Annotated in this window: 21 protein-coding genes; 11 read left to right on the forward strand and 10 right to left on the reverse strand. The window is 62.4% G+C overall.

What is annotated here, in order from left to right; genetic code table 11:
- Positions 1 to 18 precede the first annotated feature (18 nt).
- The 7 genes from VES88_15965 to VES88_15995 are packed head-to-tail and all read right to left on the reverse strand — an operon-like array spanning position 19 to position 8,720.
- Complete coding sequence (locus tag VES88_15965) at positions 19 to 1,005, reverse strand: GNAT family N-acetyltransferase (protein HYN82982.1); 987 nt, start codon at positions 1,003 to 1,005, stop codon at positions 19 to 21.
- Positions 1,005 to 3,449, reverse strand: a complete 2,445-nt coding sequence (locus tag VES88_15970; protein HYN82983.1) for an SMC family ATPase — start codon at positions 3,447 to 3,449, stop codon at positions 1,005 to 1,007. Before VES88_15970 ends, VES88_15965 begins: the two co-directional genes overlap by 1 nt.
- Positions 3,446 to 4,630: a metallophosphoesterase gene (locus VES88_15975; protein ID HYN82984.1), complete on the reverse strand. Its 1,185-nt coding sequence runs from the start codon at positions 4,628 to 4,630 to the stop codon at positions 3,446 to 3,448. The genes VES88_15970 and VES88_15975 overlap by 4 nt, the downstream gene beginning before the upstream one ends.
- Positions 4,627 to 5,427, reverse strand: coding sequence for a hypothetical protein (locus VES88_15980; GenBank protein ID HYN82985.1), 801 nt, complete (start codon positions 5,425 to 5,427; stop codon positions 4,627 to 4,629). The genes VES88_15975 and VES88_15980 overlap by 4 nt, the downstream gene beginning before the upstream one ends.
- Positions 5,428 to 5,464: 37 nt before the next feature.
- On the reverse strand, positions 5,465 to 7,432 hold the full coding sequence (locus VES88_15985; GenBank protein ID HYN82986.1) for a hypothetical protein: 1,968 nt from the start codon (positions 7,430 to 7,432) through the stop codon (positions 5,465 to 5,467).
- Entirely contained in the window at positions 7,429 to 8,445 is a 1,017-nt protein-coding gene (locus VES88_15990; protein HYN82987.1) for a hypothetical protein, read from the reverse strand. Before VES88_15990 ends, VES88_15985 begins: the two co-directional genes overlap by 4 nt.
- Entirely contained in the window at positions 8,442 to 8,720 is a 279-nt protein-coding gene (locus tag VES88_15995) for an Lrp/AsnC ligand binding domain-containing protein (GenBank protein ID HYN82988.1), read from the reverse strand. Before VES88_15995 ends, VES88_15990 begins: the two co-directional genes overlap by 4 nt.
- A 238-nt stretch (positions 8,721 to 8,958) precedes the next feature.
- Between VES88_15995 and VES88_16000 the strand changes: the two genes are divergently transcribed.
- The 4 genes from VES88_16000 to gcvH all read left to right on the forward strand — a co-directional run bounded on the left by VES88_16000 (position 8,959) and on the right by gcvH (position 12,219).
- Positions 8,959 to 10,332, forward strand: coding sequence for a DEAD/DEAH box helicase (locus VES88_16000; GenBank protein HYN82989.1), 1,374 nt, complete (start codon positions 8,959 to 8,961; stop codon positions 10,330 to 10,332).
- Entirely contained in the window at positions 10,329 to 10,940 is a 612-nt protein-coding gene (locus VES88_16005; GenBank protein ID HYN82990.1) for a thymidine kinase, read from the forward strand. Before VES88_16000 ends, VES88_16005 begins: the two co-directional genes overlap by 4 nt.
- Positions 10,941 to 11,035: 95 nt before the next feature.
- Positions 11,036 to 11,659, forward strand: coding sequence for a dephospho-CoA kinase (gene coaE / locus VES88_16010; protein ID HYN82991.1), 624 nt, complete (start codon positions 11,036 to 11,038; stop codon positions 11,657 to 11,659).
- 176 nt (positions 11,660 to 11,835) lie between these two features.
- Entirely contained in the window at positions 11,836 to 12,219 is a 384-nt protein-coding gene (gene gcvH / locus VES88_16015) for a glycine cleavage system protein GcvH (protein HYN82992.1), read from the forward strand.
- 54 nt (positions 12,220 to 12,273) lie between these two features.
- Here gcvH and VES88_16020 read toward each other — a convergent pair whose 3' ends face one another.
- Both VES88_16020 and gcvP read right to left on the reverse strand, forming a co-directional pair.
- Positions 12,274 to 12,558 (reverse strand): HU family DNA-binding protein, encoded by a 285-nt coding sequence (locus VES88_16020; protein ID HYN82993.1) that lies wholly within the window; start codon positions 12,556 to 12,558, stop codon positions 12,274 to 12,276.
- A 113-nt stretch (positions 12,559 to 12,671) separates the two neighbouring features.
- Complete coding sequence (gene gcvP / locus VES88_16025) at positions 12,672 to 15,569, reverse strand: aminomethyl-transferring glycine dehydrogenase (protein HYN82994.1); 2,898 nt, start codon at positions 15,567 to 15,569, stop codon at positions 12,672 to 12,674.
- Between the two features lie 22 nt (positions 15,570 to 15,591).
- On the opposite strand from gcvP, the gene VES88_16030 reads away from it, so the two are divergent.
- The 7 genes from VES88_16030 to VES88_16060 are packed head-to-tail and all read left to right on the forward strand — an operon-like array spanning position 15,592 to position 23,761.
- Positions 15,592 to 16,386, forward strand: a complete 795-nt coding sequence (locus VES88_16030; GenBank protein HYN82995.1) for a hypothetical protein — start codon at positions 15,592 to 15,594, stop codon at positions 16,384 to 16,386.
- A gap of 45 nt (positions 16,387 to 16,431) precedes the next feature.
- Positions 16,432 to 18,105, forward strand: a complete 1,674-nt coding sequence (locus VES88_16035; GenBank protein ID HYN82996.1) for a peptide ABC transporter substrate-binding protein — start codon at positions 16,432 to 16,434, stop codon at positions 18,103 to 18,105.
- 4 nt (positions 18,106 to 18,109) lie between these two features.
- On the forward strand, positions 18,110 to 19,084 hold the full coding sequence (locus tag VES88_16040) for an ABC transporter permease (protein ID HYN82997.1): 975 nt from the start codon (positions 18,110 to 18,112) through the stop codon (positions 19,082 to 19,084).
- Positions 19,074 to 19,952 carry an ABC transporter permease gene (locus VES88_16045; protein HYN82998.1) on the forward strand — a complete coding sequence of 293 codons (879 nt, stop codon included), beginning with the start codon at positions 19,074 to 19,076 and terminating at the stop codon, positions 19,950 to 19,952. Before VES88_16040 ends, VES88_16045 begins: the two co-directional genes overlap by 11 nt.
- Entirely contained in the window at positions 19,949 to 20,986 is a 1,038-nt protein-coding gene (locus VES88_16050) for an ABC transporter ATP-binding protein (protein HYN82999.1), read from the forward strand. The genes VES88_16045 and VES88_16050 overlap by 4 nt, the downstream gene beginning before the upstream one ends.
- The gene (locus tag VES88_16055; GenBank protein HYN83000.1) at positions 20,986 to 22,131 is read left to right on the forward strand and encodes an ABC transporter ATP-binding protein; all 1,146 of its coding nucleotides are present in this window, start codon (positions 20,986 to 20,988) and stop codon (positions 22,129 to 22,131) included. Before VES88_16050 ends, VES88_16055 begins: the two co-directional genes overlap by 1 nt.
- A gap of 22 nt (positions 22,132 to 22,153) precedes the next feature.
- A complete protein-coding gene (locus VES88_16060; protein HYN83001.1) occupies positions 22,154 to 23,761 on the forward strand; it encodes a peptide MFS transporter in 1,608 nt (535 codons plus the stop codon).
- Between the two features lie 75 nt (positions 23,762 to 23,836).
- Here the strand turns inward: VES88_16060 and VES88_16065 are convergent, their stop codons facing one another.
- Complete coding sequence (locus tag VES88_16065) at positions 23,837 to 25,567, reverse strand: hypothetical protein (protein ID HYN83002.1); 1,731 nt, start codon at positions 25,565 to 25,567, stop codon at positions 23,837 to 23,839.
- Position 25,568: the final 1 nt, after the last annotated feature.

The raw sequence follows: 25,568 nt of genomic DNA on the forward strand, positions 1-25,568 counted from the left end.
ACGCGCAAACTGGATGGGTCAAATCTCCCAGTTGGACAGAACTACGCCATGCTCCGCACGCTTCTCAGTGTATCCGTCAGCTGACATCCGCAAATCGGTCCATCGGACGCGGGCACCTCGTCCAATGAGGTTGCGGTAGGCAGACTCGTACTGTCCCTGCACTCGAACAGCGACGCGCCTCGTTCCGCTGCGGCGGGCGTGATCCGCGAGAACCGTCACCAGCGAGTCGAAATCGGCGTCGCTGGCGGCGACGAGCTTGAGCACACGGAGCTCCTCGCGCGCGCGTCCCTCGACAAGAGGCACCGAGTGTGCGACTGCGAATCCAACAATGTCATCACCCGTCATCGCGAGCAGTGTGTCACCGAGAGCAAGCTCCTCTGTGAGCTGGATCTCGCGCGAAAAATCGTAGCCGGCAAGCAGTGAGCTGGACAGCACACGGCATTGGTCAATCGCACTGTCTGTGTCAGACGGTGGCAGGCTGCCGAGTCGGACTGCGCGTCCGCCAAACGACTGCGGGGCGTAAGTCGCATCTACCGTCAGCGTAAGCGTGAGATACCCCGGCAGCATTCCGAGCGAAGAGTAAAAGCCGATGTTGTCCATGGTGCGGGGCATCGTCTCGAGACCGATGACACGCGCATTCTGGCGCTTCAGCCATTCCATTCCCGTGTTGACGATGATCTTGCCTAGCCCATGCGACTGGAAATCGGGATGCACCGCGAGCGGACCCATCCAGCCCTCGGTGCCCGAGAGATGCGTGACGTTGAATGCTGCGATGTTGTCGCGGTCGTCCCGCCATACCATGGCGCCCTCGCGCGCATCGGCGATTGCGAATCGCCAGACAGCGGGATTCAGATACGGTACGCGTACACCAGCCATTCCGTCCTTTCGATAGCGATCCGTGAACGCGTCGCTGAAGACCGCGTTGAGAAGCGGAATGTCGCTTTCCTGGATCCGGTAGGGACCGTCCGGCGGTGGCTGCTGGCGCCAGGTTCGGGCGACTGCCATCAGCCAACTCCGGCCGGAAGCAGCTCCAGCGTTTCGTCGGGCATCGGCTCACCTGAAGACGACTCGACAACGGAAGCCGCGGATGCCGGGTCGTAGCGGACGGTTATGACATTGTCGAGGCCGTCGCGCACACCTTCGATATGGGTGATGAGGATGACTTGCTCGAAGCGATCTCCGAGCCCACGCAGAAGCTCGAGCACGTTGAACCGGCGACTCTCGTCGAGGGAGCCGAAAACTTCGTCGAGTACGAGCAGCGAAAATACCTGACCCGAGCGCTCGGCAATCATCTGCGACACGGCAAGGCGGAGAACCAGGTTGGCGATGTCCTCCTCGCCGCCGGAGAGAATGGGCTTCGTTACTCCCTCCTCGAGAATGAGAATGTTGTACCGCTCGTCTAGCTCGAGCTCCGCCGTGCGCGAGTCCATGAGCTCGCGCAGGAAGCCTGTTGCCAGCTCCGACAGCTCCGGCCGGAGCTCGGCGTTGAGCTTGGTCCTCATCTCATTGAATGCGCGGTCCAGCTCCTCATGCAGGCGGCGGTCGCCTTCGCGCTCGCGGACCGTTGCCTGAATCACTCGCGATTCCTCGCCTGCCGCGAGAGCTGTACTCAAAGCCTGATTGGCATTGTCCAAGGCGCTCTGCGATTTGTGAAGCTCGAGCTCAGCCGCGCGCGCATCGGTGGAGCACTGCTCGAACGCGCGGCGAATCGCCTCGTAGTCGAGAGCAGCGAAAGCCATTTGCGTGTGACGCATCCGAAGGGTGCCGAGCAGCGACCTCAGTGCTTCGACCGTCTTCGAGTACTCCTGTCGCTCCGAACGAAGCTGCGGCTCGCGCTCGGCCAGAGCGTTGAGTCGCGCAACCTTCGCTTCGAGCGGCGTCAGTCGCGCGATCTCTGCCCGCACGTGGTCGAAGCGCGCCGAGTCGAATCCCTTCGACAGCGCAGAGATATCGCGGCGCATCTGCTCAAGTCGCCGTTCCTTTGCGGTCTTCTCGCGAACGACATTGCTCAGCTCCTGCACTGCCAGCTGGACGCGCGCGAGCTTGCGCTCGAGTGCGCCGGACTCGCCGGTGAGTGTCCGGCGCCGCTCGTCGAGCGCGCGGACTTCGGCCGGCATCTCCGAGAGCTGCTCGAAGCGCGTCTTGTAGTAGAGACCGTCAATGCGCAGCGTCTCTGCAGTCTCGGTGAGATGCTCGACAACGGTGTGCAGACTCTCCCCGAGTGCGCGGCTGCAGGTGGGGCATGCGCCGTCCGCTCCGAGGCTGATCACGCGCTCGCGCTGTTCTTTGACCTCAGCCCATTGACGGCGGAGATCGTTCAGCTTGGTCTCGGCGTCCTGTCTGTCGCGAACCCACTCGGTGCGCTTAGCTTCGAGCGTGCCTTGCGCCTCTTCGAGCTCTGCGCGCTTTTTCTCGAGCTCGTCCGTGACCTCTTCCTCCTGTGCGGGCGCTCCGGCAATCGCCGCGTGGCGGGCATTGAGCTTGTCGAGCTCCTCCCGAAGCACGCCTTCGTTCTCGAGGAGCGTCTTTCTCCGCCCCTCCTCACGATAAAGCTCATCCAGGATTCCGAGCTCGTCGCGCAGCTCGGGTAGCTGCTCGATGGCGTGCTGCAGCTCGGCGAGCTCCGACCGCGCGTTCGCCATTGTCGAGAGCTCTGCTTCGACCCTCTCGAGATTGCGACGTAGCGCGGTTTCCTCGCGCTCGTTTGCATTGATCTCGGAGAGGAGCGCCTGCGCTCTCTCACGGTCGTGCTGAGCACGCGCCCATTTGGGCGCCATCATCTCCAGCGTGGCCTGGATGATCTTGTTGCGGTGCTCAGCGCTCTGGGAGGCGGATGTGGCGTCCTTCACGCGCTGAGTGGCGTCGGCAGTTGTGCGCGCGATTGCAGCCGGATCAGACATCGCTTCGCGGAGGCCGGCGATCTCAGCATTGAGACTCGCCCTTCGAGCTCCTACCAGATCCTGGGCGGAGCGAAGCTTCTCATAGCCGAGGACCTTCGAGAGAAAACGACCACGCTCCGTCGACGCCATGGCCGCCATCGCCGCCAGCTCCTTCTGGCCCGTGAAGTAAGTCTTGAAGAACTCGTCCTTCGACATTCCCATGATGCGCTGAAGGCGCTCCGTGACAGCACTTGGCGACGTCGCGATGGGAACAGGATCGCGGTCGAGATAGAGCTCGGCCGACGTTCGTCCGCGAATGACGCGGTAGACGTGGCGCCCCAGCTCGAACTCAAGGTCGATCCGCATGTGTGGACGGCCAACCGGATGCTGCGACAACATATGCTCACGCGTCGTCCGTCCCACCGAGTACAGCGCGAACGCGATTGCCTCGAGAATGCTCGTCTTTCCGGAGCCGTTGGGGCCGATGATTCCCGTGATTCCCGACTCGAATCGGATCTGAGTCGCCACATGCTGGCGAAAGTTCTGAAGCCGCAGCGACGTCAGCTTCACCCGCTGACCCCAATCGACATGGATGCCGCGCGATCGGCTTCAGCGAGGTAGCGGAGGCCGAGGTCCACCAGCGCAGCGCGATCGATTCCTGGCGTCAGCTCGCGCTGCTCGAGCGTGGCGCGCACCATCTCGGTGAGTGATGTGCGCCGGCCCGGCGCTCCGCTCGCCTCGGTGCGATGCTGCTGCGGTCTGCGCGCATCGAGAAGAAAATGAAGCGCGCGCCGCTTGAACTCCCTGATCGCCTTGTGATCGAGATCGCGCAGCACATGTCGCGGAACGTCCCTCACAACGAGGCGGACGATCTTTTCGTCTATTCCGCCGTCGCATGCGTCGACGGCTCTCTGAATCGCGAGCCCGAGATCGGCCGCGCTCAACCCGACACCGCTCAGCTCCGGCAGGTTCAGCACAGGACGAGCAAGGGCGATCTGATGAAAGCGATGATACCCGCTGTCGAGATCCTGCTCTATCAATCCTTTTCCGCCGATCTGCTTCTCGATAGCTTCGTCCGCCTCTCCCCAGATGTTCGTGCTCGTGTACTCGAGAGCGCCGGAGTAGTATGCGTTGGGCGCGTACTTATGGTACACGTGGTAATGGCCCAGCCCAACGTAAGTCCATCTGTCGCAGCCGAGATCCGAGAGCTTCAGCTCGCCGGCCTCCCGCTCGGCTATCGTGCCGAATCTGCGGATCACGCCTTCGACTTCGTCGTGGAGCAGCAGGACGTTGTAGCGCACGCCAGCCTGTGGATCGAACCTGGGCCGGGGGGCCAGGGCGTGGGGAATGGCGAACACTGACAGGTCACGGTCGCGGAAGTGGAGCCTTTCCGGCTCGTTCACCACGACGTGGATTCCGAGGCGCTTGAAAAGTCCGAGGATGCAGACCGTCTCGCTCGTTCGCGGAGTGTCGTGGTTACCCGCAATCATCACGATCAGCGAATCGGGAAGCATCTCGACAAGACGCGAGAACTGCTTGTAAGCGTCGACTATCGCGGCGTTCGTCGGCCGGACGCTGTGGAACACGTCTCCGCCGATGAGAACCAGGTCCGGCTGAAGCTCGATTGTCTTGTCGATTGCTTTCCTGAACGCGACGGCAACGTCCGCCTCACGCTGGTTCACTCCGGTCGGAGTCTGCCGCTGGTACTGGCGGAATCCCAGGTGCAGATCGGAAAAATGAACGAGTCTCATTGACCGTCGACGCGGAGTGACTGGACAACCCGCGTATGAACTCGCATCGGCGTGCCGGCGGGCGGAGATGAGACGACCGACCATACGTCGATCGTCGCGTGTGTTCGCGTGATCCACGACCGACGCCGGTCGAACTGCATTGTTCCGACGAGCGTGCCGCTCGTTTCGGAATCGCTCCCGTCCGAATGGTCGTGGGAAAGAACACCCCGCATCGAGATGTACGCCGTCTGGGCGTTCCGGCCGAGCGAATCGAGCTGGAACGTCGTCCGCACGCGGCCAAATGCGCCGGGCTCGACGCTGAGCGGTACTCTCATCTCGTGAACCCATTTCTCGCCAACAGCCACCGACTTTCGTGAAAGCGTCGGGGGCATCTGACCGAAAAGGGTCCGTATCTCCTCGCTCGCCGGGCCCGCTCCGATCTCGACTCCGCCGTCGCTCGAGATGCGAATCTCAACAGGTGCCCGCGACGGCGGCTGACGCGGAGATGTATATGGGCTCGGGGGCTTGCCGGTTGATGTGCGCACAGAGTCGGTGATGGCAATCATGTCCGTCGCGTCCCGCATCGAACGCTTTACGATTGCCCTGCTGAACACCTCCATCCCCGTGTTCATAGTGCGTGGGTTTGCGCATGCAGATACCCCCGCGGCGGAGCGGCTCCGTGACGCGCCCTGATTACCACAGCTCACCGGCGTGCCCGAAATCTCGACGCGCTGCTCGAGCTTTACATGCAGCGTGTCCCCAACGTGCGGCCGCAGCTGAAGCAGAACCGGCTGCGCGCCCACCACCGCAGTGGACACGAAGAATCCCACAGCGACTATAACGGTGCGAGACGCTCTAGAAGCCATATGGATCATCAATCGGGAGCGAGCGCACACCACGGGGGCGGTCGCCTGGCGCACCGGCGCCTGCCGTGGCGGGCTCGGGCGGTACGATTCTGCGGAACTGCGATTCAAAGTAGGTCTTTACGTTCGCCGGTCTGGCAAGCGTCGTGGCGTCACGCGCCTTGAGCAGCTCCACTTCGTCATAGAGCGCGACGTATTTCTGAATCCAGGGTAGCGTTATTGAGGGGTCGAGCAGCCGAAGGGATCGATAGATCGCCACGTCGAGTCCCGTCTCCGCCGACTGCGGGAACAGCTCGACCCCGTCTCTGCCCAGCATGACGGCCGGCCGCGGAAAGCGTACGAAGATAGGCTGCGTGAAATGAGGGTGGCGCACCATCAGCTGCCCTTTCTCGAGGGTCGCAAGCTTCGTCCGCGTAGCGGGGCTCAGCACTGCGTAACCCGGCGTGGCGAGCTCGTCGGAGTCCATTCGGCCGAAGAGCGACGTACCGGAGTTGCCTACCACTCGTCGATGCACTTGTGACCTGAATTGCTGCGCGCTGAACAGAACGAGTCCCAGATACCTCCCGCGCTCGGCGATGTCGAGCAGCATCTTGCGGACGTAAGTGTCCTGCCCGTCACCCGGTGCGTATTTGTTGAGCTCGTCGACGAATACTATCAGATGCCTGACGCCAAGGTCGCGACGCTCGAGATGCTCGCGAAGCTTCGAGACGATGCGGGCAAAGATCAGATCCTGCGCGTCTTCCTCGAGCGTCGCTACATCTACGACATACACCATCCGGTCCTCGAAGCTCCCGAATGGCAGATCGCTCACCATGCCGGTATCCGTGACGAGACCAGCGCAGCGGGTGGAGATGTTCGACAGACGGTTGCGAACCTTTCTGATCGTCGCGATGTGATGCGTGCGCCACGAATCGGAATTGGATTTCTCGAGACCGCGGAGCAGATCCTTGAACCAGTCTTCGAGATCGGCGAACGACTGAACCCTGTGGTCGCGTGAGAGGTGACTGTCCTTCTCGAACACGCGGTCGAGGACACGCTCGTTGATGAAGTCGATCAGCGCATCGGCTTTTGCGTCGATGTCATCGCGATTGAGGAGGACCTCGGCGTACTTCAGCACCTCGCGAAGGCCCCACGTGAGCGGCGTTACGTTGTGGAGCAGCGCCTCGTTCGAGCGAAGGGTGTTGAGCGAGAAGCCCTTTGCTGTGTAGGGCGCGAAGTAGCGCACCCTTTCGAATGGTTTTGGCGCCACTCCCATTTTCTCGTACAGCTCGAGGTCCCGCTCGTCGAGGCGTCCGGGCTGATCGATGAAACACAGATCCGGCCCCTTCACGTTGAAGCAGACGGCGGCGATCGAGCCTTTGCTGTCGGGGAAATGCGTGAACACCGACGCGAGCAGCCACTCGACCGCACTCGTTTTCGTCGCCAGGCCGGACATGCCCGAGATGTTGAGATGCGCCGCCTCCGGCCCGAGCAGAAACTCGGCGTCGAGGAAGATCGTCGAATCTGTCGCACCCGCACGGTACACGCCGATCGGAATTCCAGTGGACGCGCCTTCCTTGAGGTAGCCGTCCATCCTCAAGGCGATCTCGACGTCTTCCTCCTCGGCGAGGTGGACTTCACCCATGGGGACAGGCTGCAGCGGCTCGTCGGGGATCTGGCGCAGGACAGCCGCGGAATAAAGTCTGATCTCCGCGCGGTCGGTGACGGCAAACCCCGCATTCGCGGGCGAGCCGTCGTGGCTCATTACATCGTGCATCGGCGACTGAAGGTCGGTGTAGCTGAATCCTTCAATCACGATACCGTACACACGCGGGATCTGACCGTTCACCGGGGTGGAGCCGTCCACGCGCACGATGGTTCCGATTCCAACCGGCGACTCGAGCGCAGTCCAGAAATGAAACTCATGCGGCGTGTTCGGCCGCCGCTCGGTGGCAACTACTCTTCCGAGGGCCTCCGTCAAGATATTGCCCTCAGGAATTCTTCGGTGTCTCGAATACCGTAGCTCATTTTGTCCCAGCGTCCGTCAGGTAGCGCGAGCGGGGATCCTTCGGCGATTACCCAGCGGGATATCTCATCTGCACGCGTGCTCATGTCGGCGGACTCGGCCGCTTCGACACGCACCAGTCCAAAGAGCGCATCGTGGCCCCTCGGATTCCGGACGCGGACGTACCAGCTGGCAACCGAGTGCCGGCTGCGCGGACTGACACGAAAGATGGAAGATCGCTCGCCGGCGTGGAGCCCGACGACAACGCGGAATGCATCGCCTTCAGCGTAGAGAGTCCGGTGGCTCTTGATGACACCCACCACCAGTGGTGATGTGGAAGCCAGGCGACTTGCGGTGATGCTGCCGTCCACGTAAAGAGTCGACGACTCCGACGCACACCATGCCTCTGCCAACTGCTGCTCGAGAGCCTCGCGATCCTGCTGAACTTTCAGGATCGCACGCTCGAGCAGCGCGGCTGGATGTCTGGAGGGTATGGCGTCTTTGGCGTCGGGTTGCGCGGTGTCGACAACTCGAGAGTCAGCGCGGAAACCAGCAGGCAGAGCGTCGAGATACCGGAACGGAACGTAGTACCGCGCGGCAGAGGCCGGGCGCTCGCGTTCCCATGTTACGAGCTTCCGGTGCCGGCGGACCCGAACGGCGGCCGACACAGTTGCCCAAACGATTGGAATTCCGTCGCAATGATTGACGACTCGAACGTCCTGCGCGCCATCGAGAAAAGCGCCAAACCCGGATTCGAGTCGCCGGGCGCGCTCGGGTGCCACGCGCATGGCGCGTAAGGTGCCTCCTTCGATTGGCTGCGGAACCGCGAGAACCGGCGGCTCGTCACTTCTTCCGCGAGGATCGCCTTCGCTCGCAGAAAGCTCCATCGCGCTCGCGTTCGGCAGGGCCGCCATGATGAAACGCCGAGCGGCGTGAGTCGATGTCGGCCAGCTGAGGTCGCTTTCCCGATGCGTGTCTGTCGGCGTCACTCCAGCCCGATGTCCCACGCCTGCTCCAGATCCTTTTTCGAGTACGCGCGAAACGCCGTCAGTGTCTGAGTGCTTCTCAATCCAGGCACCTGCGTCATGTGCTCCGTCACTACTGTTGCAACACCTTCGTAATCCGTCACCTCGATGATGGCAACCAGATCCCATTCCCCGGAGACGGAATAGACCTGTGAGACCCCTTCGATTCCAGCAAGCTTGGTCGCGCATTGCGGAATCGATTTGGGATCGGCTTTGACGAGCACGATTGCGGTGATCATTGGCGGGTTTTGTAAGCCTGCTGACGCGCGCCCGCTTGGGCGACGTCCGGTGGAAGCTGCTATACTTCGCTCTCGGCGCTGAGCATCACTCGACGCACGGATTATAACAGTATCGGCGCGGCCAAAGCTGCGCCATGTTGCGCTCTGGGAGCACACAAACTTGGAATCGGAAGAGCGAGAGGCCGCGACGGGCCGCAGCCAGAACGTGGTTCACATACTGCCCCAGTCCGTGAACTCCGTGCCGCGATTCCTTACCGCTCCACTCGAGCGCGTGGATCCCGTTGCGGGAGGCGTTCAACTGGTCGTCGTGACTGCCGACGCCGAAGCCGCCGTGGCATTGGCGGAAGCCGTTCTCCGACTTACCGGACTCGGCGGAATCGAGCTCTTTCCGGTAACGACTGCCCGTCGAGCCGCGAGGCTCATGCAGGGCCGGCCCATTCTGGCGATTGCCGGGGCCCCCGCGGACCTCGCTGACCTCATTCGCGGCAGCCAGCTGAAGATGGACGCCGTGCGCACTGTCGTCCTCGCGTGGGTGGATGATGTACTCGACGCCGAGCCCGAAGCGACCAACGCTCTGGAGCTCCTGATGACGGAGGTTCCCAAAGACTCCGCGCGGATTGTCGTGACGGAGCGACCAGATGCCCGCCTGGATGCCTTCATCGAGCGCTACCTGCGTCGGGCGAGGCGGATCGACGAGCGCGAAACGATCGACGAGTCGGCGCCGGTGGCCCTTCAATACGTGACTGCGTCGCCAGCCTCGCGCGCCGGCGCATTGAGGCGACTGCTCGATGAGCTCGATCCCCCTTCGGCCACCGTCGTCGCATCGGAAATCGACCATGCCGCAGTCGCGAACCTGCTTCGCGCTCTCGGATACACGTCTGCCGGAGCAGTTCGGCATTCCACCGGCGAGGTCGCTCCAGGTACGCACGCCGTGATTTTTTTCGGCCTGCCCGCGACGCGCGCGCAGCTGGTCGCCGCAGCGGGCGCTAATCCGGTCACGCTGGTTGCGATGGTACAGCCGCGCGAGCTCCCCGCCCTGCGGCGGATGTCTGGAGGCGAAGTGAAGCCCCTGACCCTTCCCGAGCCGGGCAAGACCGCCCGCGACCGCGAGCGTGCGCTCAGGCGCGAGCTGACCGGTGTGCTCGACTCGGGCGTGCCGGCGCGGGAGATCCTCGCGCTCGAGCCGCTGCTCGACAAACACGATGGAATCGAGATCGCCGCCGCCGCGCTACGACTTCTGGAGCGGGAGCGCGCCGCGCGAAAAAACTCCGAGGATTCCGCGCGCGCGTCGGGCCCCAAGCGCGAGCCCGCTCCAGCTCCAGGCGCTTTCCCACGTGGGCCGCGACCGCCGGAAGGAGCGCGAGGCACGGCCGGGCGAGGGGGACGGCCAGGCGATTCCCGCCGCGGACCGCCTGACCGTGGTGGACGACCATCCGACTCGAGGCGGGGAGCACCCGACCGTGGCGGGCGATCGAGCGACGGCCGGGGAGCGCCCGACCGTGGGGGTCGATCGGGCGACGGCCGGCACGGTCCGCCCGAGCGTGGAGCGCGACCGTTCGATCCAGGGAGAGGTCCGCCGGGAAGCGGGCGTCCGCCCCGCGGTCGCTCGTGAGCCAGTCCTTCCATCAAACCGGCGGATGGGTCGAGGTCATCGCCGGTGTGATGTTCAGCGGAAAGAGCGAGGAGCTCATCCGTCGCGTTCGGCGCTCCATCATCGCCCGCAAGCGCATCCAGGTGTTCAAATCCCGGCTCGATGAGCGCTACTCCGGGATTTACACCGTATCGAGCCACGACGGGCGGACCGTCGAGGCGATTCCCGCTGATTCTTCCGCACAGATAGCGCAACAGCTCGATCCAATGGCACACGTCATCGCCATTGACGAGGCGCAGTTTCTGGATCCCGGCGTGGTTCCGCTGGTGACCTCGCTTGCCGGCCGTGGCCGGAGAGTCATCATCGCCGGGACGGATACTGATTTTCGTGGCGAGCCGTTCGGGTCGATGCCGCAGCTGATGGCGATTGCCGAGGTCGTGGACAAGCTGCATGCGATCTGTGTGTTGTGCGGCGGGCCGGCCAGCAGGAACCAGCGCCTGATCGGGGGCCAGCCCGCGCCATACGACTCTCCGACGATCATGGTCGGAAGCGCGGAATCATACGAAGCCAGATGCCGGATGTGTTTTTCACCACCGCGCAGGGATGCCGGACAGGGGTCGTTTCTGTAGGTTCTGTAAACGTACGTTCGCGTACAATCCCACATTCTCAGTGTTTACCTTACCCGGAATTGTCGTAGGTTGGGGGACCCCTCTCCGGACACCTCATGCGAGTCATTGGACTTACTGGAAATATCGCGAGCGGGAAATCAACCGTCGCCGACCTTCTTGCGCGACGCGGCGCGAACATAGTCGATGCGGACGTTTTGTCGCGCGAGGTTGTTACACCTGGCAGTCCTGCGCTTGCTGACATCGTGAAGGAATGGGGTCCGTCGGTGCTCAATGCGGATGGAACGCTCGATCGTGCGGCGCTCAGGAAGATTGTTTTCCACGATCGCTCCGAGCTCGACGTGCTGAATGAGATCGTGCATCCGGAAGTTCTGCGGCGTCGCACCGAGGAAATCGAATCGGCCCGCGAGAAGGGCGAGCGTGTCGTCGTGAACGTCGTGCCGCTTCTCTTCGAGCGGCATCTTGCCGATGACTTCGACTTCATCGTTCTCGTCGATGCTCCTCGCGAGATGCGCCTCGACCGGATCGTCCGCGACCGTGGCATCGAGGAAGCAGAGGCCATGGACATGATCGCTGCTCAGATGCCGGCCGAGCTCAAGCGCGCGCGCGCCGACTGGGTGATCGAGAACTCGGGGTCGAAGAAGGATCTCGAGCGGGAAGTCGAAAAGTTGTGGGACGAGATTTCTCAGGCTTCACCCGTCAGCGCATCGAATCGTAACTGATAGCGGGCTACGCAGCCGTCCAAGCTCAGGGGGAACAGAAGACCGGTGAGACCGGTCTTTTGTTTTGGTAACCGCTGCACAGATAGAGTGGCTCGACGCGCGACGTCTCACCTTCCTTGACACTCCTCGCGCGAAGCCGGTAGACTTCCGCTCCTCACCAGTTCGCGGAGTGCGCTTTGGCTAACATCCCCACCGATCTCAAGTACACGGAAGAGCACGAGTACGTCCGCGCTTCAGCCGAAGGCACAGTCGAGATAGGCATCACGGATTACGCGCAGGGTGAGCTCGGGGATGTTGTCTACGTGGAGCTGCCCGCAGTCGGCGCAACGTTCGCGAAGCACGACGTGTTCGGAACGATCGAGGCGGTAAAGGCGGTGTCCGAGCTCTTCTCGCCTGTGAGCGGCGAAGTGACGGCGATCAACGATAGACTCGACAAGGAGCCGGCGCTCGTGAACACCGACCCCTACGGCGCGGGGTGGATGATAAAGATGCGCACGAGCAACAGCGCGGAGATGGATACGCTGCTGGACGCTGACGCCTACACGAAGCAGGTCAGCTAGCGGTCTCTTGTTTTAGAGGTGAGACAGGGCGGCGGTTGGCGCCGCCCCCGTGAATCACCTGAGGGCGTCCTTGAAGCTGACCCCCGCCCGAAAGCCGGGAATCTTGCGCGCCTTCACTTTCACCGTGCGTCCGGTGAACACGCTGTTCACTTCGCGCGCCTTGTGCGACCGCCGGTCGAACGTGCCGAACCCGGCAATCGTCACTTTTCCTCCGCGTTTGATCTGGCGCGAGATCACTCCCTCGACGGGGTCGAAGATCGCGTCGACTACGCGTTTCACATGTGTCGGTCGAAGCTTTGTTTGGCGCTGCAATGCATTGAGCAGTTCCGCCTTGTTCATGGAAGCTCCTGTGCAGCAGTAGGCGATATGACGTCGTTCGTCGTTTAAGCTACTCGTCAAAGTCGTGCGCTGCCAGCAAGCGGCAACGGCAGAAAAGCCAACAGAACGAGGTATCAGGCGTCGGCGTACGCATTAGCTGGAAGACAGGAGCAAATGAGATTCCTGTCGCCGTAAGCGCTCTCGACGCGCGCGACCGCCGGCCAGAACTTCGAGTGGCGCGTCCACGGAGCTGGAAACGCCGCCTGCTCGCGAGAGTAGGGATGATTCCATTCGTCGGCAGTCACCCTCTCGAGGGTGTGCGGGGCATTCTTCAGAAGGTTGTCCTTTCGGTCCGCGGCGCCCGACTCGATCTCCCTGATCTCCTCCCGGATCGCGATCATCGCATCGCAGAAGCGGTCGAGCTCGGCCTTCGACTCGCTTTCCGTCGGCTCGATCATGAGAGTCCCCGGGACTGGGAACGAGACTGTCGGCGCATGAAATCCGTAATCGATCAGCCGCTTCGCGATATCCTCCACCTCAACACCGCTCGCGCTCTTCACGACACGCGTGTCGATGATACACTCGTGCGCTACAGTCCCGTGCTCGCCCTTGTAGAGAAGTGGGAAATGTTCGTTGAGCCGCCGCGCGATGTAATTCGCGTTGAGTATCGAGACCTTCGTCGCGAGTGTCAGGCCCTGCCCGCCCATCAGCCGGATATAGGCGAGCGAGATTGGCAGGATGCTCGAGCTGCCCCACGGCGCCGCTGACACCGCGCCAACAGCATGCTTCCCCGGAAGCTGGATTACCGCATGTCCCGGAAGAAATGGCACGAGGTGCGCGGCGACGCCGATGGGCCCCATTCCGGGTCCGCCTCCGCCGTGCGGAATGCAGAAAGTCTTATGGAGATTCAGGTGACAGACATCGGCACCGATGTCAGCCGGCCGGCACAGCCCAACCATCGCGTTCATGTTTGCGCCGTCCATGTACACCTGCCCGCCATGCTCGTGCACCATCGCGCAGACTTCGGTGATTCCTTCTTCGAAGACGCCGTGAGTCGACGGATAAGTGACCATCACCGCCGCGAGATTCGCTCTATGCTGCTCGGCTTTTGCCCGGAGATCGGCGATATCGATATTGCCCCTCTGATCGGTCCGCACGACTACCACCTTCATGCCTGCCATCACGGCGCTCGCGGGATTGGTCCCGTGAGCCGATTGTGGAGTGAGGCACACGTCGCGATGGCCTTCATTCCGTGACGCGTGATAGCCATGGATTGCAAGCAGTCCGGCAAACTCGCCCTGCGAGCCGGCATTTGGCTGGAGCGATACCGCTGAAAACCCGGTGATCTCGGCGAGTGCCGCTTCGAGCTCCTCGAACAGCTCTCGATACCCCTCCGCCTGCTCTACCGGAGCGAACGGATGAAGCTTCGAGAAGCCCGGCCAGGTTATGGGCATCATCTCCGCCGTCGCGTTGAGCTTCATCGTGCACGAGCCCAGCGGAATCATCGAATGCACGAGCGAAAGATCCCGCGACTCGAGCTTGCGCATGTAGCGGAGCAGCTCGGTCTCCGAGCGATGCGTATTGAAGACCGGGTGCGTCAGAAAGGGCGTGGTGCGATGGAATCTCTCGTCGTAGCGTGTATCGGCCGAATCGACCAGCTCGTCAACGGAGAGTGGAGCAGCCGCCTTCACCCCGAACACTTCGAGCAGCGCTGTCAGGTCCTCTTCCCGGACGGTTTCGTCGAGCGCGATGCAGACCGAGCTCTCGTCCATGTAGCGAAGGTTGATTCCGCGGGCCACGGCGCTCTCGATGATGTCATCGGCGCTGGCCCCGTTCAGCTCGACGCGAATCGTGTCGAAAAAATCCTCGTGCGCGATACCATGTCCGAGCCGCTTCATTCCCTCCGCGAGAATCGCAGCGTACTGATGCACGCGGAGCGCGATCCGACGCAGTCCGTGCGGTCCATGCCACACGGCGTACATGCTTGCCACTACGGCAAGAAGAACCTGCGCAGTGCAGACGTTGCTTGTCGCCTTTTCGCGCCTGATGTGCTGCTCACGCGTCTGCAGGGCCATCCTGAGAGCCGGCTTGCCGTCAGCGTCGCGTGAGACTCCGATGATTCGGCCGGGAATCAGTCGCTTGAACTCATCGCGAGTGGCGAAAAACGCCGCGTGAGGACCTCCATATCCCAATGGAACGCCGAATCGCTGAGTGTTGCCGACGACCACATCCGCGCCCCATTCGCCCGGCGGAGTGAGCAAGGTCAGGCTGAGCAGATCCGCCGCGACTGTGACAAGCGCTCCCTGCGTGTGAGCACGCTCGCAGATCTCCCGGTAATCGCGAACCGCTCCGTCAGTCGCCGGATACTGGAGAAGCACGCCGAACACATCCTCGCCAATGCCGGCGGCCGCGACATCCGCTACCCTGACGTCAATGCCGCGGGCGCCGGCTCGCGTACGCACGACATCGATCGTCTGCGGATGACACAGGTCGGACACGAGAAAGACTTCCTTGCCCTCGCGGCCCTTCACGGCATAGCTCATGGTCATCGCTTCCGCGGCCGCAGTCGCTTCGTCCAGCAGCGATGCGTTGGCGATGCTGAGCCCCGTCAGATCTATCACTATCGTCTGGAAGGTGAGCAGCGCTTCGAGTCGGCCCTGCGCGATTTCCGCCTGGTACGGAGTGTACGCGGTGTACCACGCGGGATTCTCGAGCACGTTTCGCTGGATCACCGGTGGCGTGATGCAGTCTGAGTATCCCATGCCGATGAATGAGCGGAACACCCGATTCTTCGCGGCAAACGCCCTGAAATCGGCGAGAACCTGGGCTTCGCTTCTGCCCGGCGGAAGATCGAGACTGCCACGATACCTGATTTTGGAGGGAATCGTCGCGTTGATCAGCTCGTCCAGCGATGCAAAGCCAAGGGTGGCGAGCATTTCCGCCATATCAGCGTCCGTCGGCCCGATGTGCCGGGGAACGAACGATTCCGCCGGTGCGAGGGCCCGCTCGGCGTGCTTGATTGTCGTTGCCATGATGAAGTCAATTTAACATCGCATGACAGAGCCGCGAAGGAATCGCAGGTGGCGCTTCCTCGTCGCACCGCCGCGAAACGGCGCCGAAAACATGGCCCGGGACGTTGGACTGATGCGTCGTGCGCGCGAAACGGGAGAATCCGTGTTCTCCGTTTACGGCTGGGCGCAGCCAACTCTCTCGTTTGGGCGCAATCAGACGGCAGTCGGATGCTACGATCTCGAGCGGATGCGGTCGCTGTCTATCGACGTCGTTCGTCGTCCAACTGGCGGGCGCGCCCTTCTCCACCACCGGGAAGTGACCTACAGCGTCACCGCACCAGTCGTCGCGGGAATTGCCCTCCGCGAATCCTACGAGCGAATCAATTCACTTCTGCTCGCTGCGCTCGCGCGACTCGGCGTCGGTGCTTCGGTTGCGGACCGTCAGAGTCCCGTACCGGCGCTGAACTACTCACCTTGCTTCGCTACGCCGTCCCGCGGCGAGCTGATCATGGACGGCCGCAAGCTGGTCGGCAGCGCGCAGTGGAGAGAAGCCGGCGCTCTCCTGCAGCATGGCTCCATTCTGATCGATGACGATCAGTTGTTGATCCCCACCGTCACACTCGCGCAGAACGCGGCGTCGGCGATCCCGCCGCCGGCAACACTGACGCGCGCGATCGGCCGCACACCTGCCACCCGAGAAATTGCGGACGCGTTGATCGATGCAGTCCGTGAGATCGAAGATCCTCACGCGCGTGAGCTCAACGAGTCGGAGGTTCGCGATCATACGCTCGCCGAGCTTCCGCGCTTCGAAAACGAACTGTGGACGTGGAGACGCTGACAACCCAACTTTGTCGCCGATAGGACTTCCAATCGTCAAGGAGACATGCGCCAGACTCCACCGTTAGCAGCACTGCTCCTGATCGCGCTGGGCTGTACCGGGGAGGATCGGTCTTCCTCATCGACTGCGGATTCAGCCAGGGGAGGAACTGTCGTCATTTCGGTCGGCGGTGATCCGGACGGGCTTTTTCCGCCCATCCTCTCGACGACCACGGGCAAAGCGGTATCCGACCAGACGTACGATCATCTCGCTGATCTTGGATCGGATCTGAACACTGTTGGTGACGGCGGCTTTACGCCGCGACTCGCGAAGAGCTGGCGCTGGTCCTCCGATTCGCTCTCGATTGAATTCCAGCTCGACCCGCGCGCGCGGTGGCACGATGGCCGTCCGGTGCGCGCTTCCGACGTCGTCTTCACCTACGCTCTCTACAAGGATCCCACTACAGCGTCTCCAACGGCACCGCTTATTGCGAGCATCGATTCCGTCACCGCTCCAGACTCGCTCACTGTCGTGTTCTGGTTCGGAAAGCGCTCCCCGATACAGTTCTTCGAAGCGACAATCCCGATGGTGATAATCCCCGAGCACGCGCTGAAAGGCATTCGCGGTCAGGCACTAAGGACTTCCGACATCGCGCGCAAGCCGATGGGCAGCGGCAGATTCAGGTTCGTCAGCTGGACCCCTGGCTCGAGCATCGAAGTGGCGGCCGACAGCGCGAACTATCACGGGCGCCCACGCATCGATCGTGTGATCTGGACCATCGCGCCCGATCCGAAGACAGTCTTCACGCGTTTGATCGGTGGCGAAGCGGATGTGCTGGAGCAGGTGCCGATGGGGGACTTGCCTCAGCTGGCCGCACATCCCGAGCTCAGGCCGGTTCTTCTTCAGGGCCTGGATTACAATTTCGTGGCGTTCAACCTTCGCGATCCGCGAAATCGCGCGCGTCCGCATCCGTTGTTCGGCGATCGAGCTCTCCGGCGCGCGCTCACGATGGCCGTGGATCGCGGACGCACGGTGCAGAGCGTTTACGATACCCTCGCAGCGGTGGCACTGGGGCCGACAGTGCGTGCTTATCCAACCACCGACACGACGCTCAAGCAGATCCCGTATTCGCTCGACGATGCGCTCCGATTGCTCGATTCCCTCGGGTGGCGCGTTTCCGGAGCCGACAGCATAAGGCAGCGCAACGGCCGCCGTCTCGAGTTCACCCTCAGCGTTCCCGGCGTCAGCAGAAGCAGGATGAACATGGCTGTCATCCTTCAGGATCAGCTGAAGCGCGCTGGCGCAAAGGTGAACATCGATCGGCTGGAGATTGCTTCGTTCGTCGACCTGGAGAACCGGCGCGCCTTCGACGCCGTGTTTCATGGCTGGCACGTCGAAGCGAGTCCTGGCGGGATACGGCAGACATGGGGCGCGAGCGGAACGAAGTCCGGGGGATCGAACCACGGGTCGTACTCCAATCCCGAATTCGACGCTGCGGCTGACAGCGCACTCTCGGCGATGGACCTGCCCACGCGGCGGGCGCACTTCAAGCGCGCGTACCAGATGATCATCGATGACGCGCCCGCAATCTGGATGGCGGAGCCGAAGACGATGATGGCGATCAACCGTCGGATACGAACTCCAGCGCTCCGGCCTGATGCATGGTGGTCGAGCATCGGGGAGTGGTGGATTCCTTCGACAGAGCGCATCGCCCGCGACAGGGTCGGCCCCCCGCGATAGCCGGTTGGCCCGCTACCTTCTTCGTCGTCTCGCACAGGTAGCTGTCGTCGTCGCACTCGTCGCGACGATTGCCTTCATTCTGATTCACCTCGCTCCTGGCGATCCGTTCGGCGCCGCGATGGACAACCCGAACGTCACCGATGCCGTGCGCGCCCAGTGGCGCGCTGCTTACGGCCTCGACCGTCCGCTGCCCCAGCAGTTCGCCAGTTACCTCGGCAGCGTCGCGAGAGGCGACCTTGGGTGGTCGTTCTCTCTGCAGCGTCCGGTTATCGACGTACTTCGAGATGCGCTGCCAAACACGCTGCTCCTCATGAGCATCGCTCTCGCCGCAAGCTTCTCTCTCGGAATCGCGCTGGCAATCGCACAGGCAAGCCGCGCCGGCTCCGTCACCGACCGTGTGCTCGGTGGCATTTCTCTCTTTTTCTTTTCGGTGCCCGAGTTCTGGCTGGCGCTGATGATCGTCGTGCTCCTCGCCTACCGGTTTCCGATTTTTCCAATCGGCGGAATGGTCGACTCGGTGATGCACTCGAGCCTGACGTCGTGGGGGAAATTCATCGACGTCGCGCGTCACACTGTTCTCCCGGCAGCGACTCTGACGTTGCTCTTTTCCGCTGTTGTGGCGCGCTATCAGCGGGCGGCGCTGCTCGACGTGCTTCCGGCAGAGTACGTTAGAACTGCGCGGGCAAAGGGAGTCCCGGAGCGCAGCATCGTTCGCCGGCATGCGTTGCGCAACGCCCTTCTTCCGGTGATCACTCTTTTCGGACTCGCATTTCCCGCACTGCTCACAGGCGCGGTATTCGTTGAGAAAGTGTTCGCCTGGCCGGGCATGGGCCTCGTCATCGTGAACTCGATCGAAAGCCGCGACTATCCACTGCTGATGGCGTCGGTGATCATCGGCAGCGTTCTCGTAGCCGCCGGAAGTCTCCTCGCCGATCTGCTCTACCGAGTCGCGGACCCGCGCATTCGCGATGATCGCTGAGCTGCCACTCCCGTTCCTCGCGAAGCGGACCGTCGCCCGGCGTCTCTTATCGAACCGCTCGGCGCTTGCTGCAATCGCGCTCCTGCTCGCGATCATCATTCCCTGTGTTGCCGCACCCTTGTTTGCGCCATACGATCCGTCCGTACAGCCAGACATCATCGGGCTCAGAAGCCAGTCGCCATCGGCCTCTCATCCTTTCGGGACTGATCCATTCAGCCGCGACGTCCTCAGCAGGGTGCTTTACGGAGGCCGGGTTTCTCTCGCCGTCGCGCTTGTGGCGACACTCGTGAGCATCACGCTGGGCACTGCGTACGGGGCAATCGCGGGATTCGCGGGAGGCGCCGTCGAATCCGTGATGATGCGGATTCTCGACGCTTTGCTTTCCATTCCCCGGCTGCTGCTGCTCATCGCGATCTTCGCGGCGTGGCGGCAGCTTCCGCTGGCGGGCTTCGTGGGAATCGTCGGGCTCACCGGCTGGTACGGCTTGAGCCGCATCGTACGGGGTCAGGTTCTTGCGATAAAGGGCGAAGAATTCGTTGTATCGGCGCGCGCACTGGGCGCCGGGCGCGCACGCATCCTGCTGAAGCACATTCTTCCAAACATCCTGACGCCGGTGATTGTCGCGGCGGCTCTGGGGGTGGGACACGTCATTTTACTCGAGGCGGGCCTTTCGTATCTCGGAATCGGCGTCCAACAGCCTGAGCCAAGCTGGGGCAACATCATCCAGGACGGCTCGGACCAGATCGCCGGCCTCTGGTGGATTTCTTTTTTCCCGGGCATGGCCATCGTGCTCACGGTGATGGCGTTCAACGTGCTCGGCGAGGCATTGCGGGAAGCACTGCAACCCCGCCATATGGGAACAGAATGAACGAGCCCGTAGCACCACTCCTTTCCGTCGAGAACCTCTGCACCTGGTTCCACACGCCGGGTGCGATAGCAAAGTCGGTGGACGGTGTCTCCTTCTCGGTAGCTCCAGGGGAGATGCTGGGCATCGTCGGAGAATCCGGCTGCGGAAAGTCCGTCACGGCTCTATCGATACTGCGCCTCATTCAGCAACCCGGCCGCATCGAGCCGGGCAGCCGGATCATGTTCGAGGGAAACGATCTCGTGACACTCGACGATTCCGCAATGCGCCACATTCGCGGCAATCGCATCTCGATGATCTTCCAGGAGCCGATGTCGGCGCTCAACCCCGTCTTCACAGTTGGCGATCAGGTGGCCGAAGTCGTCCGCATCCACGGCGAGGGGTCACGCAAGGATGCCTGGAAGCGAGCAGTCGAGATGCTCTCTCTGACTGGAATTCCCGACCCCGAGGACCGCGCCCGCCAGTATCCTCATCAGCTGTCGGGCGGAATGCGACAGCGTGTGCTGATTGCGATGGCACTGGTGATGAATCCCGCTCTCGTGATCGCCGACGAGCCGACGACGGCGCTCGACGTGACAATTCAAGCGCAGATCCTCGAGCTCCTCGTAGATCTTCAGAAGCGGTTCGGCACCTCCATCCTGCTGATCACGCACGATCTCGGCGTGGTTGCAGAGACGGCGTCACGAGTCGTTGTGATGTACTGCGGCGAGGTGGTCGAAGAAGCCGACGTCGAGACATTGTTCGCGGCGGCTCACCACCCGTACACTGAGGGCCTGATGCAGGCGATGCCCCAGCTCGGCGAGCCGCGCGCCAGGCTCAATGTCATTCCCGGCTCGGTGCCGCCTCCGACCGACTGGCCGTCCGGCTGCCGCTTTCGCGATCGCTGCCAGTATTCATGGGAGCTCTGCGAGGAGCAGCATCCGCCGCTGTATCAGATTTCCGCAGCGCATACGTCGCGATGTCATCTGGCGCTGGAGCCTGAGCGCAGAGCGCACCCGCACCCGCCGCTCGTCGAGCAGCTCGGGGTACCCGCCTGATGACCGAGCCAAGCTGGATGACGGACACGCGCGAGCGCATTCGCGCCGTCGAGTCGGGAAGGACCAGCGAAAAATCCGGTCCGCTTCTCTCGATACGAAACCTCAGCAAGCACTTTCCGATCAAGCGAGGGCTGCTCGGCCGCACCGCAGGTGCAGTGCGCGCCGTAAACGACGTCTCGTTCGACATCGCGCGCGGCGAAACGCTGAGTCTCGTCGGCGAGTCGGGTTGCGGCAAGACAACAACGGGCCGGTCGATCCTCCGCCTGATCGAGCCAACCGAAGGCCGGATCGACTTCGACGGACGCGACATTCGGCGGCTTGGTGCCTCGGCGATGCGCGCGGTTCGCCGGGAGATGCAGATCATCTTTCAGGATCCCGTTTCCTCGCTCAACCCGCGAATGACCATAGGCGCAGCCATCCGCGAAGGAATTCGAATCCACCGTCTCGCGGAGGGAGCTGCCGCGACCGCGATCGTGAAGCGGCTGCTCGAAGAGGTCGGCCTTCGTGGAGAATATGCTGCGCGTTATCCCCACGAATTCTCTGGCGGCCAACGCCAGCGCATCGGTATCGCGCGTGCTCTCGCCGTCGAGCCGCGTTTCATCGTCTGCGACGAGCCGGTGTCGGCGCTCGACGTCTCGGTCCAGGCACAGGTCATAAACCTTCTACGTGATCTGCAGCGCGACCGGCAGCTCACCTACCTGTTCATAGCGCACGATCTCTCGGTCGTGAAGCACATGTCGGACCGGGTTGCAGTGATGTACCTCGGAAAGATCGTCGAGCTCGCACCGGCTGACGATTTGTACCATGAGCCGATGATGCCCTACACGCAGGCTCTTCTCTCCGCGGTTCCGGTGCCTGATCCCAGAATCAGGAAGGAGCGGATTTTGCTGCAGGGAGACGTGCCTTCACCGGCGTCGCCACCGTCCGGATGCGTATTTCATCCCCGCTGCCACCATCCGGCGAAGGATGCCGCGTGCGCGAAAATCGTCCCCCCGCTGGAGGAGAAGGCACCCGGACACTTCGTCGCGTGCATCAAGCAGCCACCCACTCAGGTTACGTGGGAACAACAGCAGGAAGCCGGCGGCGTGAATCCGCCGGTTCGGTATCTTCCCGTCGTGGAGCAGCTCTCGCGTTCAGACAACTAGATCCCTCAATCGGCAGGCAACCATGACCGACAAGTCAGTGTTCGAGCAGCCGCAGAGTGCCAGTGTCGCAACAGATTCAGCCCCGTCCGGACTGGAGGAGTGGACCGGCGACCGCAGGTTCTTCGGACATCCACGCGGGTTGTCGACGCTCTTCTTCACGGAGATGTGGGAGCGGTTCTCCTACTACGGACTGCGCCCGCTGCTCGTGCTGTTCATGTCGGCCACCGTAATGAACGGTGGTTACGGGTTCGACAGAACGCAGGCCTCGGCCATCGTCGGTATTTACGCCGCGTTCGTCTACCTGATGTCTCTGCCCGGCGGTTGGGTTGCAGACCGTCTGCTCGGACTTCGTCGCGCGATTTTCATTGGCGCCGCGCTCATCTCGTCGGGACATATCTGCATCGGCCTCTCCGGCCTCCTCGGTCAGAGCGCGGGCAAGATTCCGTTCTTCCTCGGCCTGATTCTCATCGTTCTCGGCACCGGCCTTCTGAAGCCGAACATCTCTGCCATCGTCGGTGACCTGTATCCGGAAGGAGGCGCCCGGCGGGATGCCGGATTCTCGATCTTCTACATGGGAATCAACGTAGGTGCGCTTCTCGGCCAGCTAGTGACGGGTTACCTCGGCGAGCAGGTCGACTGGCACGTCGGCATGGGTGCCGCCGGAGTCGCAATGCTGATCGGTTTGACGATCTACAGCTTGCGCGCGAAGAAAACACTCGGCCCAATCGGGACCGTCCCGACGCGCCATCCGGATCCCGCCGTGCAGGCGAAGCAGGAGCGCACCGTCAAGACCTTCGTGATCAGCTTCGTGGCGGCGGTCGTCCTTGTGTTCATACTCGCCGCGACAGGTGCAGTCGAGCTGAACCCGGCCGGCATAGCCGAGTACATGACGTATGCGATGGTGACGATGGCCGTCGCGTTCTTTGCCTTCGTTTTCGTCCTTGGAAAGTTGTCCGGCGAAGAGAAGAAACGTGTCGCGGTGATCGTCGTGTTGTTCATCTTTGCGGCGATATTCTGGTCGGCCTTCGAGCAGGCTCCAACGGCACTCAACCTTTTCGCGCGCGATTTCACCGACCGCACCGTGGGCGGATTCGAGATTCCGGCAACCTGGTTCCAGTCCGTCAACCCGCTCATGATCATCCTGTTCGCGCCGATGTTCGCGGCGCTGTGGGTGGGACTGTCGAAGCGCGGCGGAGATCTTTCCGCCCCCGCAAAGTTTTCGCTGGGACTCTTTCTCGCCGGCCTCGGTTTCGTGATCATGATCTTCGCGGCGAATGCGATCGTCGAGAGCGGCGGGACCGTGCTCGTTTCACCGTGGTGGCTCGTCGGAAGTTATTTCTTCCAGTCTATCGGTGAGCTCTGCCTGAGTCCGGTTGGACTGTCGTCCATGACGAAGCTCTCGCCGCGAAAGTACGTCGGACAGATGATGGGAATCTGGTTCCTCGCTTCGGCTCTCGGAAACCTCATCGGCGGCAGGGTTGGCGGTCACGTCGATCCGGAGAAGCTCGACCAGATGCCGAGACTCTTCACGACGACGACGTTGTCCCTGATGATCGCGGCGGGAATCCTCGTTGCGCTCATTGTGCCGATTCGTCGAATGATGCGCGACGATACAAACCCGTTGCGCTAGTACGGGCGTAGTACGTAGCTGAGGAGGACGCGACCACTGCTTCGTGGTCGCTGCCTCTTCAGTCTCGCAGTACAGCTAAGGCCAGTTGAAAATACTGGTAGGAATCGCCCGCTCCCGGTTCCGCGCAACGTCGCTTGGCTCTTTCCAGAACATGCGCGTGAAGTTGTAGGCGGTGAGACGCGCCTGCCATTTGGCGCCGTGATCCTTGGGAATCGGGAAGGCGATGTCGAATCGCCATAACCGTTGCGATCCCGGTGGAACTGACGCAAGCAACCCAACACCTGCCGACCACCTCACGGCGGCATTCGTGCCGAACGGCGCGTCACCCGCCCACAACTTCGCAGTGTGCACGAACGGCGCAATTCCGACCGAAGCGAACTGCTTCAGCCGACCCAGGACAATGCGGTCCTCGACCCGGGTGACGAGCCGGCGAGCGCCCGCCAGTGTGGAACGTCTGTACCCTGCCAGACCGCCGTCGCGATCGGCGAGCGAGAGCTGAAACGGAATTCGCTGGCGCCAGCCGGCGCTCCATTCGACGGCGGCAACAAGAGTATGACGTGCCGCACCAGGCTTGACAAAACCGACCGCTCTGCCGCTCGCAAGAATACCGTCCCATTCGTCCTCCGATTCCGGCTTCCTTCCCTCGGCCAGCACTTCCATTCCGGCAAACGCGCGCGGCGAGCCGAAGCCCATGTAGACATCGGTGGACACGAACATGTCATGCCCGCCGCCGCCCAATGCTTCGACCCCGCGCCCGACGAGCGTCCCGATCTCGGCACCTTTCCGAATGTCCTGAAGTCCATCGAGTGACTCGAACCCGGCGACCTGTATGAACCGGACGTCGCGCAGACCGAAGAGAGCGTTGATCCGCGTCGTCCGATACGAAGAGTACCTGTTCGACAGTGGGGTGCCCTCCACAGGCACCAACTCGCGAGTCGCGACATCGAGCATTATTGGCGTGCTTCCGGGCAGCTCCTCCTCGTAGGACGCCGAGGCTCCAACAAGGGCGAGGCGGCCGGGAGGTCCGATTCGCACCACACCGCCTATGTCTCCGTAAGTCCGCTTGAACGGGAGATAGAAATACTGCCCGTCCAATCGCCGGAAGCGCGAATAGGAGTCGCGTGACCCCACGTTGGTGCGCCAGGACACCCGCTGCAGATCCGTCAGAAATGGATGACTCAATTCCACTCCCCAGTCTCCGCCGCGCTCGCGGCGTCCGAAGTCGGCGTGAAGCTGGTACGGCTTGCCCAGCACCTGATAGTCGACGAAATGAACGACCAACGCGTCTGGAAAATCGGAGTTGTACCGCCAGTCGGCGTCGAGACTGATGGCCTGTCCCATCAGATTTGCTTCTCCGAGCCTGATTTTACGGAAGTACGGCGACTTCCCGGATCCTCCACCGCCGAAAATAAGTGAGACTTCGTCGACGGTAACGACAGAGATGGCGACAGTGCCGTTCTCCTCCGGAAAGGCCAGCACGGAAGCGGCGGCCAGGTATGGCTGTGCGCGAAGGATGCGCTCGGACTCCGAGCGCCGGAGCTCGGTGCACGGTTCGCCGGGCTCGAGGGCAAGGAATCGTCGAATGATTTCGGACGACGTCGTGGCGTGAAGCGCAGTCACCTGTCGCGCGAGTCGCTGCTGAAGCTGGGAGCCCGTGATCTCGAACGGAGGGCGCGTGTGAATCTCGATACGGCTTATCGTCTGGCCCTTGCAGGCGACCGGCACCGGTTCCAGACTTTGACCGTTGACCGGGTACGGACGCGCAAGCGCCAGCGAAAACGCAACCAGAACAATCGGAGTTCTCAAC

Source organism: Gemmatimonadaceae bacterium (assembly GCA_035633115.1).
GTDB lineage: Bacteria > Gemmatimonadota > Gemmatimonadetes > Gemmatimonadales > Gemmatimonadaceae > UBA4720.

Excerpts from the sequence above, each read along its gene's own strand:
- VES88_15965 (HYN82982.1), bottom strand. The coding sequence starts at position 1,005 with ATGGCAGTCGCCCGAACCTGGCGCCAGCAGCCACCGCCGGACGGTCCC.
- VES88_15975 (HYN82984.1), bottom strand. The coding sequence starts at position 4,630 with ATGAGACTCGTTCATTTTTCCGATCTGCACCTGGGATTCCGCCAGTAC.
- VES88_15995 (HYN82988.1), bottom strand. The coding sequence starts at position 8,720 with ATGATCACCGCAATCGTGCTCGTCAAAGCCGATCCCAAATCGATTCCG.
- coaE (HYN82991.1), top strand. The coding sequence starts at position 11,036 with ATGCGAGTCATTGGACTTACTGGAAATATCGCGAGCGGGAAATCAACC.
- VES88_16020 (HYN82993.1), bottom strand. The coding sequence starts at position 12,558 with ATGAACAAGGCGGAACTGCTCAATGCATTGCAGCGCCAAACAAAGCTT.
- gcvP (HYN82994.1), bottom strand. The coding sequence starts at position 15,569 with ATGGCAACGACAATCAAGCACGCCGAGCGGGCCCTCGCACCGGCGGAA.
- VES88_16030 (HYN82995.1), top strand. The coding sequence starts at position 15,592 with ATGACAGAGCCGCGAAGGAATCGCAGGTGGCGCTTCCTCGTCGCACCG.
- VES88_16035 (HYN82996.1), top strand. The coding sequence starts at position 16,432 with ATGCGCCAGACTCCACCGTTAGCAGCACTGCTCCTGATCGCGCTGGGC.
- VES88_16045 (HYN82998.1), top strand. The coding sequence starts at position 19,074 with ATGATCGCTGAGCTGCCACTCCCGTTCCTCGCGAAGCGGACCGTCGCC.
- VES88_16050 (HYN82999.1), top strand. The coding sequence starts at position 19,949 with ATGAACGAGCCCGTAGCACCACTCCTTTCCGTCGAGAACCTCTGCACC.
- VES88_16055 (HYN83000.1), top strand. The coding sequence starts at position 20,986 with ATGACCGAGCCAAGCTGGATGACGGACACGCGCGAGCGCATTCGCGCC.
- VES88_16060 (HYN83001.1), top strand. The coding sequence starts at position 22,154 with ATGACCGACAAGTCAGTGTTCGAGCAGCCGCAGAGTGCCAGTGTCGCA.